Source organism: Bacillus sp. 1NLA3E (genome assembly GCF_000242895.2).
Taxonomy (GTDB): Bacteria; Bacillota; Bacilli; order Bacillales; family Cytobacillaceae; genus Bacillus_BU.
On sequence record NC_021171.1, the window covers coordinates 1,383,157 to 1,400,450 of the forward strand.

General features: G+C 39.8%; 17 protein-coding genes and 1 pseudogene. 17 read left to right on the forward strand and 1 reads right to left on the reverse strand.

Annotated elements, in window-relative coordinates; genetic code table 11:
• The first annotated feature begins 2 nt into the window (after positions 1-2).
• From B1NLA3E_RS06755 to B1NLA3E_RS25565, 7 genes and pseudogenes are all read left to right on the forward strand, one after another.
• The gene (locus B1NLA3E_RS06755; RefSeq protein ID WP_015593092.1) at positions 3-755 is read left to right on the forward strand and encodes a Stp1/IreP family PP2C-type Ser/Thr phosphatase; all 753 of its coding nucleotides are present in this window, start codon (positions 3-5) and stop codon (positions 753-755) included.
• Between the two features lie 3 nt (positions 756-758).
• Positions 759-2,720 carry a Stk1 family PASTA domain-containing Ser/Thr kinase gene (pknB, locus tag B1NLA3E_RS06760; protein ID WP_015593093.1) on the forward strand — a complete coding sequence of 654 codons (1,962 nt, stop codon included), beginning with the start codon at positions 759-761 and terminating at the stop codon, positions 2,718-2,720.
• A 12-nt stretch (positions 2,721-2,732) separates the two neighbouring features.
• On the forward strand, positions 2,733-3,614 hold the full coding sequence (gene rsgA, locus B1NLA3E_RS06765) for a ribosome small subunit-dependent GTPase A (protein WP_015593094.1): 882 nt from the start codon (positions 2,733-2,735) through the stop codon (positions 3,612-3,614).
• 1 nt (position 3,615) lies between these two features.
• Positions 3,616-4,260: a ribulose-phosphate 3-epimerase gene (rpe, locus tag B1NLA3E_RS06770; RefSeq protein WP_015593095.1), complete on the forward strand. Its 645-nt coding sequence runs from the start codon at positions 3,616-3,618 to the stop codon at positions 4,258-4,260.
• Positions 4,261-4,332: 72 nt separating this feature from the next.
• Entirely contained in the window at positions 4,333-4,977 is a 645-nt protein-coding gene (locus B1NLA3E_RS06775) for a thiamine diphosphokinase (protein ID WP_015593096.1), read from the forward strand.
• A gap of 105 nt (positions 4,978-5,082) precedes the next feature.
• Positions 5,083-5,163, forward strand: a complete 81-nt coding sequence (gene spoVM / locus B1NLA3E_RS06780) for a stage V sporulation protein SpoVM (RefSeq protein ID WP_041580362.1) — start codon at positions 5,083-5,085, stop codon at positions 5,161-5,163.
• Positions 5,164-5,601: 438 nt separating this feature from the next.
• Positions 5,602-5,898 (forward strand): annotated as a pseudogene (locus B1NLA3E_RS25565) (transposase); the annotation flags it as partial.
• 753 nt (positions 5,899-6,651) lie between these two features.
• Here B1NLA3E_RS25565 and rpmB read toward each other — a convergent pair.
• Positions 6,652-6,840, reverse strand: coding sequence for a 50S ribosomal protein L28 (gene rpmB / locus B1NLA3E_RS06790; protein ID WP_015593098.1), 189 nt, complete (start codon positions 6,838-6,840; stop codon positions 6,652-6,654).
• Positions 6,841-7,150: 310 nt separating this feature from the next.
• Between rpmB and B1NLA3E_RS06795 the strand changes: the two genes are divergently transcribed.
• From B1NLA3E_RS06795 to acpP, 10 genes are all read left to right on the forward strand, one after another.
• Positions 7,151-7,513, forward strand: a complete 363-nt coding sequence (locus B1NLA3E_RS06795; protein ID WP_015593099.1) for an Asp23/Gls24 family envelope stress response protein — start codon at positions 7,151-7,153, stop codon at positions 7,511-7,513.
• A gap of 16 nt (positions 7,514-7,529) precedes the next feature.
• A complete protein-coding gene (locus tag B1NLA3E_RS06800) occupies positions 7,530-9,203 on the forward strand; it encodes a DAK2 domain-containing protein (RefSeq protein WP_015593100.1) in 1,674 nt (557 codons plus the stop codon).
• 131 nt (positions 9,204-9,334) lie between these two features.
• Entirely contained in the window at positions 9,335-9,997 is a 663-nt protein-coding gene (gene sdaAB, locus B1NLA3E_RS06805) for an L-serine ammonia-lyase, iron-sulfur-dependent subunit beta (protein WP_015593101.1), read from the forward strand.
• A gap of 67 nt (positions 9,998-10,064) precedes the next feature.
• A complete protein-coding gene (sdaAA, locus tag B1NLA3E_RS06810) occupies positions 10,065-10,961 on the forward strand; it encodes an L-serine ammonia-lyase, iron-sulfur-dependent, subunit alpha (RefSeq protein WP_015593102.1) in 897 nt (298 codons plus the stop codon).
• Positions 10,945-12,993: an ATP-dependent DNA helicase RecG gene (recG, locus tag B1NLA3E_RS06815; protein WP_015593103.1), complete on the forward strand. Its 2,049-nt coding sequence runs from the start codon at positions 10,945-10,947 to the stop codon at positions 12,991-12,993. Before sdaAA ends, recG begins: the two co-directional genes overlap by 17 nt.
• Before the next feature lie 131 nt (positions 12,994-13,124).
• Entirely contained in the window at positions 13,125-13,688 is a 564-nt protein-coding gene (gene fapR, locus B1NLA3E_RS06820) for a transcription factor FapR (RefSeq protein ID WP_041580363.1), read from the forward strand.
• A gap of 212 nt (positions 13,689-13,900) precedes the next feature.
• On the forward strand, positions 13,901-14,896 hold the full coding sequence (gene plsX / locus B1NLA3E_RS06825; RefSeq protein WP_015593105.1) for a phosphate acyltransferase PlsX: 996 nt from the start codon (positions 13,901-13,903) through the stop codon (positions 14,894-14,896).
• Between the two features lie 29 nt (positions 14,897-14,925).
• Positions 14,926-15,873 carry an ACP S-malonyltransferase gene (gene fabD / locus B1NLA3E_RS06830; RefSeq protein ID WP_015593106.1) on the forward strand — a complete coding sequence of 316 codons (948 nt, stop codon included), beginning with the start codon at positions 14,926-14,928 and terminating at the stop codon, positions 15,871-15,873.
• Complete coding sequence (gene fabG, locus B1NLA3E_RS06835) at positions 15,870-16,613, forward strand: 3-oxoacyl-[acyl-carrier-protein] reductase (RefSeq protein WP_015593107.1); 744 nt, start codon at positions 15,870-15,872, stop codon at positions 16,611-16,613. The genes fabD and fabG overlap by 4 nt, the downstream gene beginning before the upstream one ends.
• Before the next feature lie 333 nt (positions 16,614-16,946).
• Entirely contained in the window at positions 16,947-17,180 is a 234-nt protein-coding gene (gene acpP, locus B1NLA3E_RS06840) for an acyl carrier protein (protein WP_015593108.1), read from the forward strand.
• Positions 17,181-17,294 lie beyond the last annotated feature (114 nt).

A 17,294-nucleotide genomic window follows, 5' to 3' on the forward strand; every position in this document is an offset into this window, starting at 1 on the left:
GAATGAAGGCAGTTTTTATGACAGATAAAGGGAAAATCCGCCAACATAATGAAGATAATGGTGGGATTTTTGTGAATTTCGTTGGTCAACGCCTTGCCATTGTTGCAGATGGCATGGGTGGCCATCGTGCCGGTGATGTGGCAAGTGAAATGGCACTAAATAGTTTAAAGGATTTTTGGAAAGAAACAAACGAAATTTTAACTGCCGAAGATGCCGAAAGTTGGCTGAAGGATCATATTACTAAAGTGAACCAGATGGTATTCCAGCACTCACAGTCCCATAATGAATGTGAGGGAATGGGGACAACGATTGTTGCCGCGATTTGTACGAATAGGTTTACGACAATCGCCAATATTGGTGATAGTCGTTGTTATATGTCAAATGATATTGGTTTTAAGCAAATCACTGAAGATCATTCTTTAGTGAATGAGCTCGTTCGCTCTGGTCAAATTTCTAAAGAAGATGCAGAACATCATCCACGGAAAAATGTCCTATTACGAGCATTGGGAACAGAAGCTGAAGTTGAGATGGATATTAAAACGATTACCTTTGAAGAAGGCGATCTTTTACTATTATGCTCTGATGGATTATCGAATAAAGTAAAAGAAACAGAAATGGTGGACGTATTAGTCATGAATGGCCAGTTAGAACAAAAGGCATCCCAACTCATCGAACTTGCTAATCTATATGGTGGCGAAGATAATATCACCCTCGTGATTGTAGAATTCTATGATGACAAGGAAAGTGGTGAGTAATTCATGATGATTGGGAAACGTGTAAGTGGTCGCTATAAAATCATTGATATGGTTGGCGGCGGCGGGATGGCAAACGTGTATTTAGCACATGATATGATTCTTGATCGAGATGTTGCAGTCAAAATGCTTCGCCTTGATTTTGCTAATGACGAAGAGTTTATTCGTCGCTTTCATCGGGAGGCACAATCAGCCACTAGTTTAGTTCATCCAAATATTGTGAGTATTTATGATGTCGGAGAAGAAAAAGATTTATATTACATTGTCATGGAATACGTCGAAGGTCAAACATTAAAACAATACATACAAACAAATTCACCGCTTGCGGTTGAAGAAACCATTGATATCATGAAACAATTAACTTCAGCTATTTCACATGCTCATCAAAACAACATCGTTCATCGAGATATTAAACCACATAATATTTTAGTTGATAACATGGGGAATGTTAAAATTACCGACTTCGGTATTGCGATGGCCCTTAGCGCAACAAGTATCACACAGACAAATTCTGTCCTTGGATCTGTTCATTATTTATCACCTGAGCAGGCTAGGGGAGGGATGGCGAATAAAAAGTCAGATATTTATTCACTAGGAATTGTCATGTTTGAACTATTAACTGGAAGACTCCCGTTCTCAGGTGAATCTGCAGTATCGATTGCATTGAAGCATTTACAATCTGAGACACCATCGGTAAGAAGATGGAATCCGCTCATTCCGCAAAGCGTGGAAAATATCGTGTTAAAAGCGACGGCCAAGGATCCATTTCATCGCTATAATAGTGTAGACGAAATGGAAGAAGATTTACGATCTTCCTTAGATTTAGAAAGAATCAACGAACCTAAATTTGTAATCCCTTTAGATAATGACGCAACAAAAGCGATTCCAATTATTACAAATGATCGTGTTAATCAGAATTTAGATCATACTCTTGTCCATGATAAAGATAAGCCGTTCGATGATCAGCAGCAAACAAAAAAGGGGAAACAAAAGAAAAAACGGAAAAAGTGGCCGATTATACTGGTGACTTCATTTGTTTCTTTAGTATTAATTGCTCTTTTTACAGTATTTATACTACCTGATTTGATGGCACCAAAAGATGTCGAGGTGCCGGATGTTAGTGGGCTGAAATTGGAGGAAGCGCTCTCTGAATTGCGTACTGCTGGGTTTAAGATTGGTGATACGATCGATATTAGCAGTGATGAAGTGGAGAATGGCTATGTGATTAGAACGGACCCCAAAGCTGGTAAAACTGCAAAAGAGGGTTTAAAAGTTGATGTCTATCAAAGCACGGGAAAAGAAACGTATCAACTGTCAGACTACACTGATCGTCAATACGATGATGTAGTCCGATTATTAGAAAAGCAAAATTTTAAAGATATCACGAAAACAGAAGTCTATGATGAGAGTGATCCAGGAACGATTTTAAAACAGTCACCAGAGGCTGATGAAGAGGTCATTCCAGAAGAAACCGTCCTTGAATTTACTGTTAGCAAAGGTGTCGAAAAAATTAAGCTCAAAGACTTAACTGAGTACAATACTAAAAGTGCGCAGGATTATGCTGATTCGGTTGGGTTGACAATTGATATGACAAAAGAAGAATACAATGATACGATTGGCAAAGGTCTGATAATTTCCCAAATCCCTGCTGCTGGCACCGAACTTACTAAAGGCGATAAAGTTTCGGTAGTCATTTCAAAAGGTAAGGAAGAAATCCCACCCAAAACGGTGACTAAGACAATTTCCATTCCGTATCAGCCTTCCACCCCAGGACAGGCAAATAATGTACAAGTATATATTGAAGATGTCGATAATAGTATGACTGAGCCATTTGAAACAATGATTATTTCCCAAACAGTTACTAAACCATATCAACTTAGAATTGCATATGGGGGAGTTGGCGCAATTAGAGTCATCCGTGACAAAAGCGTAATCATTGATGAAAAAATTGAATATCCAACTGATTAAAGGAGTGTTGCTATGCCAGAGGGCAAAATTATTAAAGCGCTGAGCGGCTTTTATTATGTTTTAGGTGAAGAAGGAATCGTTCAATGTCGGGGCAGGGGTGTTTTTCGGAAAAACAAGGTGAATCCCCTTGTTGGGGACTATGTTGTTTACCAAGCGGAAAATGATCGAGAAGGTTATATTTTAGAGGTTAAGGAGCGAAAAAATGAGCTCGTTCGACCTCCTATTTCAAATGTTGATCAGGCTATTCTCGTTTTTTCTGCCGTTGAACCTGAATTTAGTACAACCTTACTAGACCGCTTTCTTGTTCTGATTGAATTTAATCATATCACTCCAATCATTTGTATTACAAAAATGGACTTGACGGACGTGGCTCAAAAGTCAAGCATCGCTCAATATGCTTCAGATTACCAAAAAGCAGGTTATACGGTTATTTTAACCTCATCCGAAACAGAGCTCGGGATAAAAGAACTCACGCCATTTTTAGAAGGTGGAATATCAGTTTTCGCTGGACAATCAGGCGTGGGAAAATCATCTTTGCTAAATGTGTTACGACCTGATTTAGATATATTAACTAATGAGATTTCAACACATCTTGGCAGAGGAAAACATACCACCAGACATGTCGAACTCATTAAAGTTGGAAATGGTCTCGTGGCAGATACACCAGGATTTAGTTCCTTGGAATTTACGGATATCGAAGCGGAACAGTTATCGCAATGTTTTCCGGAAATTGCTTTGGAAGGAGAGAAGTGCAAATATAGAGGATGCTTTCACTTGTCTGAACCAAAATGTGCAGTTAAAGCTGCCGTTTTACAAGAACAAATCCCGGAATACCGATTTAATCACTATAAAGATTTCTTGCAAGAGATAAAAGAGAGAAAGCCGAGGTATTAATATGGTAAAAATAGCACCTTCAATATTATCAGCTGATTTTTCAAAATTGGGAGAAGAGATTAAGGATGTAGAAATGGGGGGAGCTGATCTTATCCATGTTGATGTCATGGACGGGCATTTCGTTCCGAATATTACGATAGGACCTCTAATAGTTGAGGCTATTCGTCCTGTTACAAAGCTACCATTGGACGTCCATTTAATGATTGAAAATCCTGATCAATATATCGAAGCATTTGCAAAAGCAGGTGCAGATTACTTAACAGTCCATGTTGAGGCTTGTAAGCATCTTCACCGAACCATTTCTTACATTAAATCACTTGGTGTGAAAGCAGGAGTGGTCTTAAATCCAGCAACACCTGTTGAAATGATTCAACATATTATAGAGGATGTTGATATGGTCTTATTCATGACTGTAAATCCTGGTTTTGGTGGTCAAGCATTTATACCATCTGTCCTTGAAAAGGTTACCCACTTGAAAGAAATGGCAGAAGCAAAAAATCACCATCTTGAAATTGAAGTGGATGGCGGCGTTAATGAAGAAACGGCCAAGCTTTGCATTCAGGCTGGAGCAACTGTGCTTGTGGCAGGCTCTGCTGTCTATAACAAATCAGATAGAGGAAAAGCAATCGCTGCCTTAAGAGGATAATCGATAATCAAAGAGTCAGCAAAATGCTGACTCTTTTGACACTAAAAAATAATAATTTTTCAGGTGAGAAGCATGATAGTCAATATTGTTGGTGGTGGGCCTGCCGAACTCCTTCCCGATTTGCGTCAGTATGATCAAGAAAACTGCGTTTGGGTCGGTGTTGATAGAGGAGTTTCCATCTTGTTAGAAAAGGGAATTATCCCTGCTCTAGGTTTTGGTGATTTTGACTCTGTTTCGGAGGATGAATGGCGAGAAATAGAGCGGAAAGTAAAGGGTTTGAAAAAATTCCTCCCAGAAAAAGATGAACCTGATATGGAACTAGCTTTGAATTGGGGAATAGAACAAGGTGCAAGTGAAATTCGAATTTTTGGTGGAACAGGTGGGAGATTAGATCATTTCCTTGCTAACGTTCAACTTTTGCTTAAACCAATCATTCAAGCATCTCAGACGGTAGTGATGATTGTTGATCAAAAAAACCAATTGTTTTTGAAGCAGGAAGGGATTCATCCCATCCACCGAATGCCGAAAAAAAAATATATCTCGTTTATCCCGATAACGAATGTAGAAAATCTGTCACTTATCGGTTTCAAATATCCATTAACAAATCGACATATTCCTTTAGGTTCTACATTATGTATTAGTAATGAACTTAATAAGGATAGTGGTACTTTTTCGTTTACAAAAGGCATATTATTGGTGATAAGAAGTTGTGATTAAAATATCACCCTTGATAAAGTACTCATCTTTTTATATTGAATATGATGTTAAGGACTAATGGGAAACCGAGATGGATTGTTTTAGATGGTGAGGAGGGACAATAATATGAGATTTTATACGATTAAACTGCCGAAGTTTATTGGCGGGCTTGTCCGTGTAATGTTAGGGGCCTTTAAAAAAGGATAATGTCTTTTGAAAATCCTAGACAGACAACTATAGATTAAACTCACTGCACCCGATATGGGTGCTTCTTTATTTTTAGGCTGCGTTAAAGTCAACTGGCTCCTGGATGCTCCAATCCCCCCTTTCTTTTAATAGGTTTCCTTCCCACAAAACCTGTATAAAAACAACAATCTTTTTAGAAAAGAGCCAGGCTGTTCAATAGGTCTGTTGATTTCCGTTCCAGACGCTTCGCTTTCCGCGGGGCGGGCGGTGAGCCTCCTCGGCGCTAAAGCGCCTGCGGGGTCTCACCTGTCCCGCTGCTCCCGCAGGAGTCTTCGCGTCTTCCACTCCAATCAACTGGGCGGTTCCATTACAGACCTTCCACTTAACCAATAAATAATAAAAATAAGTGGTGAAATCAATGTTTAGCCAAAAGAGTCTGGCCAAAGTGAATATGTATTTGTGTCTATTGATGAAATAGTTTCAGACGAACACCATCTTCGCTTTATTGACAAATATATCGATTTTTCGTTTCTTCTTGAAAAGGTCCGTCCTTATTATAGCGATGATAACGGACGCCCTACTGATCCCCTTATTTTTTTAAAAATGATGTTTATTGGTTATCTTTTTGGCATTCGATCTGAACGTCAATTAGAAAGAGAAATAAGAACAAACGTCGCCTACCGCTGGTTTTTAGGTTTAATATTCAAGGATCCAGTTCTACATCACTCTACTATCAATGATTCCCAAAATCTAAGAGTCACGGAAAAATGGGAATCAAAGAGCGGCAATGATGCCCAAAATACGAAGCGTCAGGAAAAATGGGAATCAAAGAGCCGCAATGGTGCCCAAAATACGAAGCGTCAGGAAAAATGGGAATCAAAGAGCCGCAATGGTGCCCAAAATCAAAGAGTCGCGGAAAAACGGGAATCAAAGAGTCGCTATGATGCCCAAAATCCGAAGCGTCGTCCGAATGAGTGGCGTGTTCGGACAGCTTTGGTGATTCCAAGGAAGGTCATGCATAAATCCGAGGTTCCTAGGTAAAAATTTAAAATTTGTTCGAAAAACAACTTTCTTTGTGAAACCTGCCTTTAAAAAAGAAAAAATTGAGCAAAGCTTCGCAGACTCAAAAAATCTACACGGGATTCGTTACTGCCGGTTCCGGGGATTGAAGAATGTAAGTAAACATGCTCTCCTTACTGCAGCCTGACAAAACATAAAAAAATTGCAACAAATTTATCCAGGTTGGATAAGGTGAGTGCAATTCTTTAGGGTGATTTGCCCCATGTTAATTGGAGCGGAAAAGCAACAGGCCTGTTAGCATAGTCAATCTCATATTAAAATCGGTGTTTGATGTTCAAACAAAATGAAAAACTGCCGAGAAAATAACCTTTCTCGACAATCTGAATCTTTTTAGAAAAGAGCCTTATTTAAATTGTATTTATATATTTGATTGAAAATAAGATTAATCGGAAAATAAAAAGACACCCATAGGGTGCCTTCAAAGCTCCATTATACGCGTTCTACTTTACCAGACTTTAACGCTCTTGCTGAAACCCATACACGTTTAGGCTTTCCGTCAACAAGAATGCGTACCTTTTGAAGGTTAGCACCCCAGCTACGTTTTGTTGCGTTCATCGCGTGGGATCGTGCATTACCTGTAGTGGTTTTTTTACCAGTTACAACACATTTACGTGGCATGTTTCTTTCCCTCCTAACTACCGAAGCTTGAAACTATTTTTCATGCTTTTATTTAGAATCGCCAGACCTTAGTCAGACCATTAGAAAAACAAGCAGCGCATGTTCTTCAGACATAAAAAGATACTTTAATAATTTAACATACAACTTCTTGGAATGCAATACTTCTAGAAGAAGCTTTCAAGAAAAACTCCTTGACATAGTAGATGAAACATTGTTCATAATAAGACTGTGGAAGTATAACTTTAAAAATTGTACTGCTTATAGTAAAATGACTTTAGTTAAGGAGCAATTTCCAAAGGGGGAACGATTGATGTCTATTGAACTGAAAACAAAGTACGGGCAAATTGATATTTCTAATGATGTTGTTGCAACGATCGCTGGTGGTGCAGCAATTGACTGCTATGGTATCGTTGGTATGTCTTCAAAACAGCAATTAAAAGACGGTTTGACTGAAATTTTGCGTAAAGAAAATTTTACGCGCGGCGTTATCGTTCGCCAGGAAAAAGAAGAAGTACATATCGATATGTATATTATCGTTAGTTACGGTACTAAAATTTCCGAAGTTGCTCACAACGTACAATCAAAAGTTAAATACACATTGGATAAAACCGTGGGGCTTTCAGTTGACTCGGTTAATATTTATGTACAGGGTGTTCGTGTAACGAACCCGTAGTGAGGAGGAAAGTTTTGTGTCAATAAATTTACTTGATGGAAAACGTTTCGCAGAAATGATTATACAAGGTTCTAATCAATTGGCTGCCAATTCTAAATATGTCGATGCGTTGAACGTTTTCCCAGTTCCAGATGGAGACACTGGTACAAACATGAACTTGTCTATGACTTCCGGAGCTAAGGAAGTAAGAAATAACACACAAGAACATATCGGGAAAGTAGGAACTGCCCTTTCAAAGGGATTACTAATGGGTGCGCGAGGAAATTCTGGGGTTATTTTATCACAATTATTCCGTGGTTTTTCGAAGTCAATCGAGACTAAACTTGAAATTACGGGAAAGGAATTTGCTGCTGCACTTGAAGCGGGAGTAGAAACTGCTTATAAAGCTGTGATGAAGCCTGTTGAAGGAACCATTTTAACCGTTGCAAAGGATTCTGCTAAAAAAGCTGTCCAGATAGCAAAAAAACAAGATGACATTATTGTTATTATGGAAGAAGTCCTGAAAGAAGCACAAGCATCCTTAAATCGCACGCCTGATCTCCTCCCTGTGTTAAAAGAGGTTGGAGTCGTAGATAGTGGCGGACAAGGACTTGTTTTTGTTTATGAAGGATTCCTAGCAGAATTAAAAGGAGAGTCGCTTCCAGATTCACCTTCAGCCCAAATTAGTATGGTAGAACTAGTAAGCGCAGAGCATCATAAAAGTGTCCAAAGCCATATTCATACAGAAGATATTGAGTTTGGGTATTGTACAGAATTTATGGTGAAGCTTGACAACCAAAAACAATCATTTTCTGAAGAAACGTTCCGTCAGGATTTGAGCACTCACGGGGACTCCTTACTTGTAATTGCTGATGAAATGCTTGTCAAAGTTCATGTACACGCTGAATATCCCGGTGAAGTGTTATCATATGCACAGCGTTACGGTAGCTTGGTCAACATGAAAATTGAAAACATGCGGGAGCAGCATTCTAATATTGTTGGGCACTCTGAACCTCATCAGGAAGTCCATGCTCCAATTAAAAAACCAGAAATAGCGGAATACGGAATTGTTACAGTTTCGATGGGAAAAGGTATTGCAGATTTGTTCCGCAGTATTGGTGCCCATGCTGTTATTGAGGGTGGACAAACAATGAATCCGAGCACAGAGGATATTGTTAAAGCTATAAAAGAAGTAAACGCAAAAAAAGTGATCATTTTACCGAATAATAAAAATATCATTATGGCCGCTCAGCAGGCTGCAGAGGTTACTGATGAAGAAGTGATTGTCATCCCTTCAAAGACAGTTCCTCAAGGAATGTCTGCATTGCTAGCCTTTAATCCAAGTTCTTCTTCAGAGGTTAATAAAGAAGCCATGACAGATGCTCTTAACCACGTGAAAACAGGTCAGATTACCTTTGCTGTTCGTGATACAAGCATTGATGGTCTTTCAATTGAAAAAAATGATTTTATGGGAATTTCCGATGGGAAAATTGTTGTGAAAAATAAAGATAGAGTAAAAGCAGCAGAAGATTTACTTGTTGAAATGGTCGATGAAGATGCGGAAATCCTTACGATTTTTAGGGGTGAAGATGCAACGGAAAGCGATGTCGCTGCACTAAGTGAATTTATTGAAACAAAATATCCAGATGTGGAAATAGAAGTACATAATGGACAACAACCATTATATGCATTTATCTTTGCGATTGAATAAATCAAATAGTGATTTATAATTGAAATAGAAGGGGATCCCCCTTCTATTTCAATTTTTATTGGACTATTTTAAAAAACGAAATTCAGTCACTCACATACAATAACATAATAGACATGGAAGGGTGCAAGTACGTGAAATACAAAAGTGTGTTTGACATCATTGGTCCAATTATGATTGGTCCTTCAAGTTCACATACTGCAGGAGCAGCCCGGATTGGTCGGGTTGCAAGAAGCTTGTTTGGGAGAGAACCTCAATGGGCTAATATACATTTTTATGGATCCTTCGCCAAAACATACAGAGGTCACGGTACCGACGTGGCCATCGTTGGTGGAATTTTGGACTTTGATACTTTTGACGAACGAATTATCGAAGCCATTAATATCGCTGAAAAATCGGGAATAGAACTACATTTTTTTGAAGAGGAAGCCATACCTAATCATCCAAATACTGCGAAGGTTAGAATCGGTGATGATGAAGGAGAACTTGAACTAGTTGGAATTTCAATTGGTGGAGGAAAAATAGAAATCATCGAGTTAAATGGATTTGAGCTAAAGCTATCTGGTAATCATCCGGCCATTTTGGTTGTACACAATGATCGATATGGTACTATTGCGAGTGTTTCCAATACTCTAGCTAAATACGAAATTAATATTGGCCACATGGAGGTTTCGCGTAAAGATGTGGGGCAGCAGGCTTTAATGACAATTGAGGTAGACCAAAATATTGATAAGGAAATTTTGGAAGAAATAGAAAAGCTTGAAAACGTAATCAAAGTTGCCAAAATTGTGGATTAGAAGTGTTTGGTTATGGTAGCGCTTTCAAAAAAAACAATCATCAATTCTTAGCAGGGAGGACATTATCGTGTTTCGCAACGTAGCTGAATTGGTTAAGCAGGCAAAAGAACAGAATAAACAAATCGCCGATATCATGATTGAGCAGGAAATCCATGTTACTGGTCGGACGAAGCAAGAAATCTTAGCCCTAATGGATCAAAATTTAACGGTAATGGAACAAGCAGTTGAACGAGGCATCAACGGGGTTCGTTCCCATTCTGGATTAACTGGAGGAGATGCTGTTCTTTTGAAAAAATATATTGAAAAAGGACAGTTCTTGTCGGGTGAAACGATATTGGATGCGGTTTGTAAAGCGGTAGCGACAAATGAGGTAAATGCGGCTATGGGAACCATTTGCGCCACACCTACTGCTGGGAGCGCTGGAGTTGTTCCAGGCACCTTGTTTGCAGTAAAAAGCAAATTAAATCCAACTCGGGAACAAATGGTTAAATTTCTGTTTACTGCAGGAGCTTTTGGCTTTGTAGTGGCAAACAATGCCTCGATTTCCGGTGCAGCCGGCGGGTGTCAAGCCGAAGTAGGATCGGCATCAGGAATGGCGGCAGCGGCAGTTGTTGAAATGGCTGGCGGAACTCCTGAACAAAGTGCTGAAGCAATGGCCATTACCCTTAAAAATATGTTAGGCTTAGTATGTGATCCTGTTGCAGGATTAGTCGAGGTACCTTGCGTGAAAAGAAATGCGATGGGTGCCGCAAATGCCATGGTTGCTGCCGATATGGCTTTAGCTGGTATTACCAGTCGAATCCCATGTGATGAAGTGATAGAAGCCATGTTTAGAATCGGGCAAACAATGCCGACAACACTAAGAGAAACAGGACAAGGAGGGTTAGCGGCTACGCCGACAGGTCGAGAGCTAGAAGCGAAGATTTTCGGCAAACCGTTAAAAAGACGTGAATCTAAATCTTAAAGAACCGGTGTCCGTAATTAAAGGTATTGGGGAAGAAACTGCAGAAATGTTGGCAGGAATGAATATATATACTGTGCAAGATTTGCTTGAACACTTTCCGTATCGTTTTGAAGACCACCGTTTACGCGATTTAGCAGATGTTTTACATGATGAAAGAGTAACGGTGGAAGGGAAGGTTCATAGTGAGCCTTCTCTTGTTTATTATGGTCGCAAGAAATCGCGGTTGACGGTTCGGCTTTTGGTCGATCGTTATTTGGTTCAGGTTATTTTTTTTAATCAACCATTTTTAAAAAATAAAATAAGTTTAAATCAAATCATTACGGTTACCGGTAAATGGGACCAGCACCGTCAAACCATTACCGCTAACGAAATGAAGACCGGTTCATTTTCACAAGGACAGGAGATAGAACCAGTTTACGCTGTAAAAGGAAGATTGACAGTAAAGGGTATGAGGAAATTTATTAAGGTTGCCTTTGCGCAATATGCTCATTCTCTTCAAGAAACACTACCTGAGTCAATCATGAACAGATACAAGTTGTTAAAGCGCAGGGATGCTTTAAGAGCTCTCCATTTTCCTTTATCTCAGAATGATGTTAAACAAGCAAGACGACGTTTTGTTTACGAAGAATTCCTGCTGTTTCAATTAAAAATGCAGGCTCTACGTAAATATGAGCGTGAGCAATCAGCTGGAGTCGCTCTACAATTTGACGAACATATAGTCCAGCAATTTATTGAAGGACTCCCTTTTCCGTTGACCAATGCCCAAAATCGTGTGGTGGATGAAATTTTGGCTGATTTGAAATCGCCATATCGAATGAATCGTCTTCTCCAGGGTGATGTTGGCTCGGGGAAAACCGTGGTGGCAGCAATTGGGTTATACGCCAGTTTTATTGCGGGGTTTCAGGGTGCGTTAATGGTTCCTACTGAAATACTTGCAGAGCAACACGTGGAGTCACTTAAAATATTACTTGAACCAGTTGGGGTCAAATGTGAACTGTTGACGAGTTCAGTTAAAGGGAAGCGGCGTCGGGAAATTTTACAGCAATTATCTATGGGAGAAATCCATGTCCTAATTGGAACTCATGCCTTAATTCAAGAAGAAGTCCAATTTCAAAAACTAGGGTTCGTCATTACGGATGAACAACATCGCTTCGGTGTCGAGCAACGCCGAATTCTTCGTGAAAAAGGTGGCAATCCGGATGTATTGTTTATGACGGCAACCCCAATCCCCAGAACCCTTGCTATAACGGTTTTTGGTGAGATGGATGTTTCTGTAATTGATGAAATGCCGGCAGGACGAAAAGCGATTGAAACGTATTGGGCAAAACATGACATGCTTGATAGAGTTTTGCGGTTAATGGAAAAAGAGTTGGTAAAAGGAAGACAGGCTTATTGTATTTGTCCGCTTATTGAAGAATCAGAGAAAATGGATTTTCAAAATGCAATTGACGTTCACAGTGCCTTAACTCATTTTTTTCAAAACCGTGTTAAAGTTGGCCTTATGCACGGCCGCCTCGGATCAGACGAAAAGGAATCCGTCATGAAAGAGTTTAGTAGAAATGAAATTCAAGTTCTTGTTTCAACAACCGTTGTTGAAGTGGGCGTGAACGTCCCTAATGCGACTTTTATGCTCATATATGATGCTGAACGGTTTGGTCTTGCCCAGCTTCATCAGCTTCGGGGTAGGGTAGGCCGGGGTACAGAACAATCTTTTTGTATTCTATTGGCCGATCCCAAAACAGAGGTTGGGAAAGAGCGCATGAAAATTATGACGGAGACGAATGATGGATTTATTGTAAGTCAAAAGGATCTTGAGCTAAGAGGACCTGGTGATTTCTTCGGTAGAAAGCAAAGTGGAATGCCAGAATTTAAGTTGGCCGATATGGTTCTTGATTTTAAAGCGCTCGAAACGGCAAGGAGTGATGCAGCCGTTCTAATTCAATCAAACGCTTTTTGGTCTTCGCCTGAGTACGCTGCCCTCAGGGGTTACTTGGAGGAATCAGGTGCAATGGCTGGAGAAAAACTAGATTAGTTTTATGTATCTAGCACCACAAGGATAGCTTACTAGGCAAGATTGGATTTCGATTTTCCACTTGCAATATACACATCTAACTTATATACTACTATTAGTACCTAGTCATAAGATGTGAACGGTGTGATGAAATGAGAAGGAATAAAAAAGAGCGTCAGCGCTTATTAACAATGACCATTAAAGAAACCCCTTTTATTACTGATGAAGAGCTTGCTGAAAAATTTTCTGTTAGTGTTCAAACCATTCGTTTAGATCGCCTGGAATTATCTATTCCTGAGCTACGTGAACGAATTAAACATGTTGCTGAAAAACGGTTTGATGATGAAGTTCGCTCTTTGCCGATTGACGAAGTTTTTGGGGAAATTATTGATATAGAATTGGACAAAAGCGCCATCTCTATTTTTGATGTGCGAAGTGAACATGTTTTTAAAAGAAATCAAATTGCCAGAGGCCATCATTTATTCGCGCAAGCAAATTCGCTTGCGGTCGCGGTCATTAATGATGAACTAGCATTGACTGCCAAAGCAAATATACTTTTTACACGTTCTGTAAAAGAAAATGAACGAATCATTGCCAAGGCAAAAGTCGAAAAAATAGACTTAGAGACCGGGAGAACGTTTGTAGAAGTAACAAGTTTTGTGAATAATGAGCTTGTATTCAAAGGCGATTTTGAAATGTTCCGTTCTAAAAAATAGGCTGTGTTAAAGCTCAATGTTGATTTTTTTGTACAATGTTGATTGGAGTGGAAGGCACGAAGACTCCTGCGGGAGCAGCGGGACAGGTGAGACCCCACAGGCGCTTTAGCGCCGAGGAGGCTCACCGCCCGCCCCGTGGAAAGCGAGTGCCTGGAACCGAAATCAACATTCTAGTTTACCAGAGCCAAAAATAATTAAGGGATGAAACAAATATGAAAATTGCAATAGATGCAATGGGGGGAGACAATGCCCCTAAAGAGATTGTGCTCGGAGCGATGAAGGCAGTAGCACAGTTCCAAGATGTACAAATCACCCTTGTCGGTGATGAAAATAAAATAAAAACCTATTTAACTAACAGTGAACGAATAGAAATCATTCATACTGAGGAAGTTATTTTAGGAACTGATGAACCAGTTAGAGCAGTGCGCCGGAAAAAGAATGCATCAATGGTTCTAACCGCACAACAAGTAGCAGATGGCTTAGCAGATGCCTGCATTTCCGCTGGGAATACAGGAGCACTTGTGGCAGCGGGGCTATTTGTAGTTGGAAGAATTGAGGGGATTGATCGACCTGCATTATCTCCGACGCTTCCAACACTTGGCGGAGAAGGATTTTTGCTTTTAGATGTTGGCGCCAATGCCGATGCCAAACCTGAGCATTTAGTGCAGTATGGGATAATGGGTTCCATCTACTCTGAAAAAGTAAGAGGGATTGCGCAACCGCGTGTTGGGTTACTAAACATCGGGTCAGAGGAGAAAAAAGGAAACGAACTAACAAAAAAGGCATTTGATCTCCTTAAAAACGCTGACATCAATTTTATTGGGAACGTGGAAGCACGAGACCTGTTAGAAGGGGTCGCAGATGTGGTGGTTACCGACGGGTTTACGGGGAATATGGTTTTAAAAACACTTGAGGGCACCGCTCTTTCTGTTTTTAAAATGTTGAAATCAGCCCTCATGAGCAGCTTGAAAACGAAACTAGCAGCGGCTGTTTTAAAACCAAACTTATTAGAACTTAAAAATAAAATGGATTACTCTGAATACGGCGGTGCAGGTCTATTTGGATTGAAGTCGCCAGTTATTAAAGCCCATGGATCTTCTGATGCTAATGCAATTTACAATGCTATTCGTCAAACAAGAGAAATGGTCCAAAAAGACGTGTCAGGATTAATCAAAACTTCAATTGCAAACCTAACAACTACTACCTGAAAAATAAAAATAAAGGGGATTTCGAATAAATGGGTAAAATGGCATTTTTGTTTCCCGGCCAAGGATCACAAACGGTTGGTATGGGAAAATCAATTTCGGACTCTTATGTAGAATCAAAAACTATTTTTGAAAAAGCGGATCAAACCTTACATACACCATTATCTAAGCTGATTTTTGAAGGACCACAGGAAGAGTTAACCTTAACCACAAATGCCCAACCTTCATTAATGACAACAAGCATTGCTATCCTTGAGAGTTTGAAGCAATATCATATTACACCTGATTTTGTAGCCGGCCACAGCTTGGGGGAATATACAGCTCTTGTAGCTGCTGGAGCCTTTTCGTTTGAAGAAGGTGTGTATGCCGTTCGGAAACGTGGAGAGTTTATGGAAGAAGCAGTTCCAAGCGGAGAAGGAACAATGGCTGCTGTCCTTGGAATGGATCGAAATAGTCTAACTGCTGTAACAGAAGAAGTAACCAATGAGGGGAACCCAGTTCAGCTTGCTAATTTGAATTGTCCTGGACAAATCGTCATTTCAGGATCTCGAAAAGGTGTTGAACTAGCTTCTATAAAAGCAAAAGAAGCAGGTGCAAAACGTGTACTTCCATTAGACGTTAGCGGTCCTTTCCATTCTTCATTGATGAAACCAGCTGCCCAAAAGCTTGCAGATGTTTTGGACAAAATGACCATTAACGATGCTGGTATCCCGGTTATTGCTAATGTTTCCGCAGATGGGATGACGGATTCGGAAGAAATTAAACAAAAATTAATTGAACAATTGTATTCTCCTGTCCTTTGGGAAGATTCAGTTAATAAAATGATTGAACTTGGAGTAGATACCTTTATCGAAATTGGTCCAGGGAAAGTGTTGTCCGGGTTAGTTAAGAAAATAAACCGTTCGGTCAAAACCTTTTCTATTTCCGATCAAGAAAGCTTACTGGCAACAGTTGAAGCATTGAAGGAGGAAACAGAATGAATTTACAAGGGAAAGCAGCACTTGTTACGGGAGCTTCTAGAGGAATCGGTCGTGAAATTGCTTTAGAATTAGCAAGACAGGGTGCAAATGTAGCTGTAAACTATTCAGGTAGTGAGGCAAAAGCTCTTGAGGTAGTTGCTGAAATCCAAGCACTTGGTAGAGAGTCGTTTGCTATTCAATGTGATGTTGCAATAAATGAATCTGTTACGAACATGGTTAAAGCAACGATTGAACGCTTCGGTTCTCTTGATATTCTTGTCAATAATGCAGGAATCACAAGAGATAATCTCCTCATGAGAATGAAGGATGATGAGTGGGATGCGGTCATTAATACAAATTTAAAAGGAGTTTTCCTTTGTACAAGAGCAGTAACTCGTCAAATGATGAAGCAGCGTAGCGGTCGAATTATTAACATTGCTTCAATCGTTGGGGTTATTGGAAATCCTGGTCAAGCAAATTATGTTGCTGCTAAAGCAGGAGTAATTGGCTTAACAAAAACAACAGCTAAAGAGCTTTCTTCACGTGGAATTACTGTAAATGCAGTCGCACCTGGGTTTATAACTACAGACATGACGGATAAACTAACAGATGAAGTAAAAGAAGCGATGTTAAAGGAAATACCGCTTGCACAGTTTGGTGAGCCAAGGGATATTGCTAATGTGGTGGCTTTCCTTGCTTCTGAGGGTGGCCGTTATATGACTGGACAAACACTCCATGTTGATGGTGGAATGTTCATGTAGTTGTTTTTTTAAGGCTCTTTTCTAAAAAATTGTTGTTTTTTTAGTAGGTTTTGTGGAAAGAAAACCTATTAGAAGAAAGTTGATTGGAGCGGAAGGTGCGAGACTCCTGCGGGAGCTGCGGGACAGGTGAGACCCCACAGGCGCTTAAGCGCCGAGGAGGCTCACCGCCCGCCCCGCGGAAAGCGAGCATCCTGGAGCGGAAATCAACCACTCTTTTCTTTTAGTAAATAGCAACAAAGATTACGAAAACAGCCTTTTTTAAAGAAAGTTCTGTTGAAGCATTTATTATTAGAAGAAAATACTCTATAATGTCTTGAGGGGAGGTGAACAAGCATGGCAGATGTATTAGAACGTGTAACGAAAATCATCGTTGATCGTTTAGGTGTTGAAGAGTCTCAAGTTAAATTTGAAGCTTCTTTCAAAGAAGATCTTGGTGCTGATTCATTAGATGTTGTTGAATTAGTAATGGAATTAGAAGATGAATTTGATATGGAAATTTCTGACGATGATGCTGAGAAAATTGCCACAGTAGGTGACGCTGTGAATTACATAAAAAGCACTTTGTAATCGTTAGTTCCCTACAAAAGCTCCGTTTCTATAACGGAGCTTTATTACAATGATTTTGTCATCAATAAACTTGGGTTGCTCTAAATGCACTCCAAGTTTCTTTGCGTAAAGAGC

Bases quoted from the DNA above. Each gene is read 5' to 3' on its own strand.
- plsX (WP_015593105.1), top strand. From the start codon at position 13,901: ATGAAAATTGCAATAGATGCAATGGGGGGAGACAATGCCCCTAAAGAG.
- fabD (WP_015593106.1), top strand. From the start codon at position 14,926: ATGGGTAAAATGGCATTTTTGTTTCCCGGCCAAGGATCACAAACGGTT.
- rpmB (WP_015593098.1), bottom strand. From the start codon at position 6,840: ATGCCACGTAAATGTGTTGTAACTGGTAAAAAAACCACTACAGGTAAT.
- B1NLA3E_RS06795 (WP_015593099.1), top strand. From the start codon at position 7,151: ATGTCTATTGAACTGAAAACAAAGTACGGGCAAATTGATATTTCTAAT.
- fapR (WP_041580363.1), top strand. From the start codon at position 13,125: ATGAGAAGGAATAAAAAAGAGCGTCAGCGCTTATTAACAATGACCATT.
- B1NLA3E_RS06775 (WP_015593096.1), top strand. From the start codon at position 4,333: ATGATAGTCAATATTGTTGGTGGTGGGCCTGCCGAACTCCTTCCCGAT.
- rpe (WP_015593095.1), top strand. From the start codon at position 3,616: ATGGTAAAAATAGCACCTTCAATATTATCAGCTGATTTTTCAAAATTG.
- pknB (WP_015593093.1), top strand. From the start codon at position 759: ATGATGATTGGGAAACGTGTAAGTGGTCGCTATAAAATCATTGATATG.
- B1NLA3E_RS06755 (WP_015593092.1), top strand. From the start codon at position 3: ATGAAGGCAGTTTTTATGACAGATAAAGGGAAAATCCGCCAACATAAT.
- rsgA (WP_015593094.1), top strand. From the start codon at position 2,733: ATGCCAGAGGGCAAAATTATTAAAGCGCTGAGCGGCTTTTATTATGTT.
- spoVM (WP_041580362.1), top strand. From the start codon at position 5,083: ATGAGATTTTATACGATTAAACTGCCGAAGTTTATTGGCGGGCTTGTC.
- acpP (WP_015593108.1), top strand. From the start codon at position 16,947: ATGGCAGATGTATTAGAACGTGTAACGAAAATCATCGTTGATCGTTTA.
- fabG (WP_015593107.1), top strand. From the start codon at position 15,870: ATGAATTTACAAGGGAAAGCAGCACTTGTTACGGGAGCTTCTAGAGGA.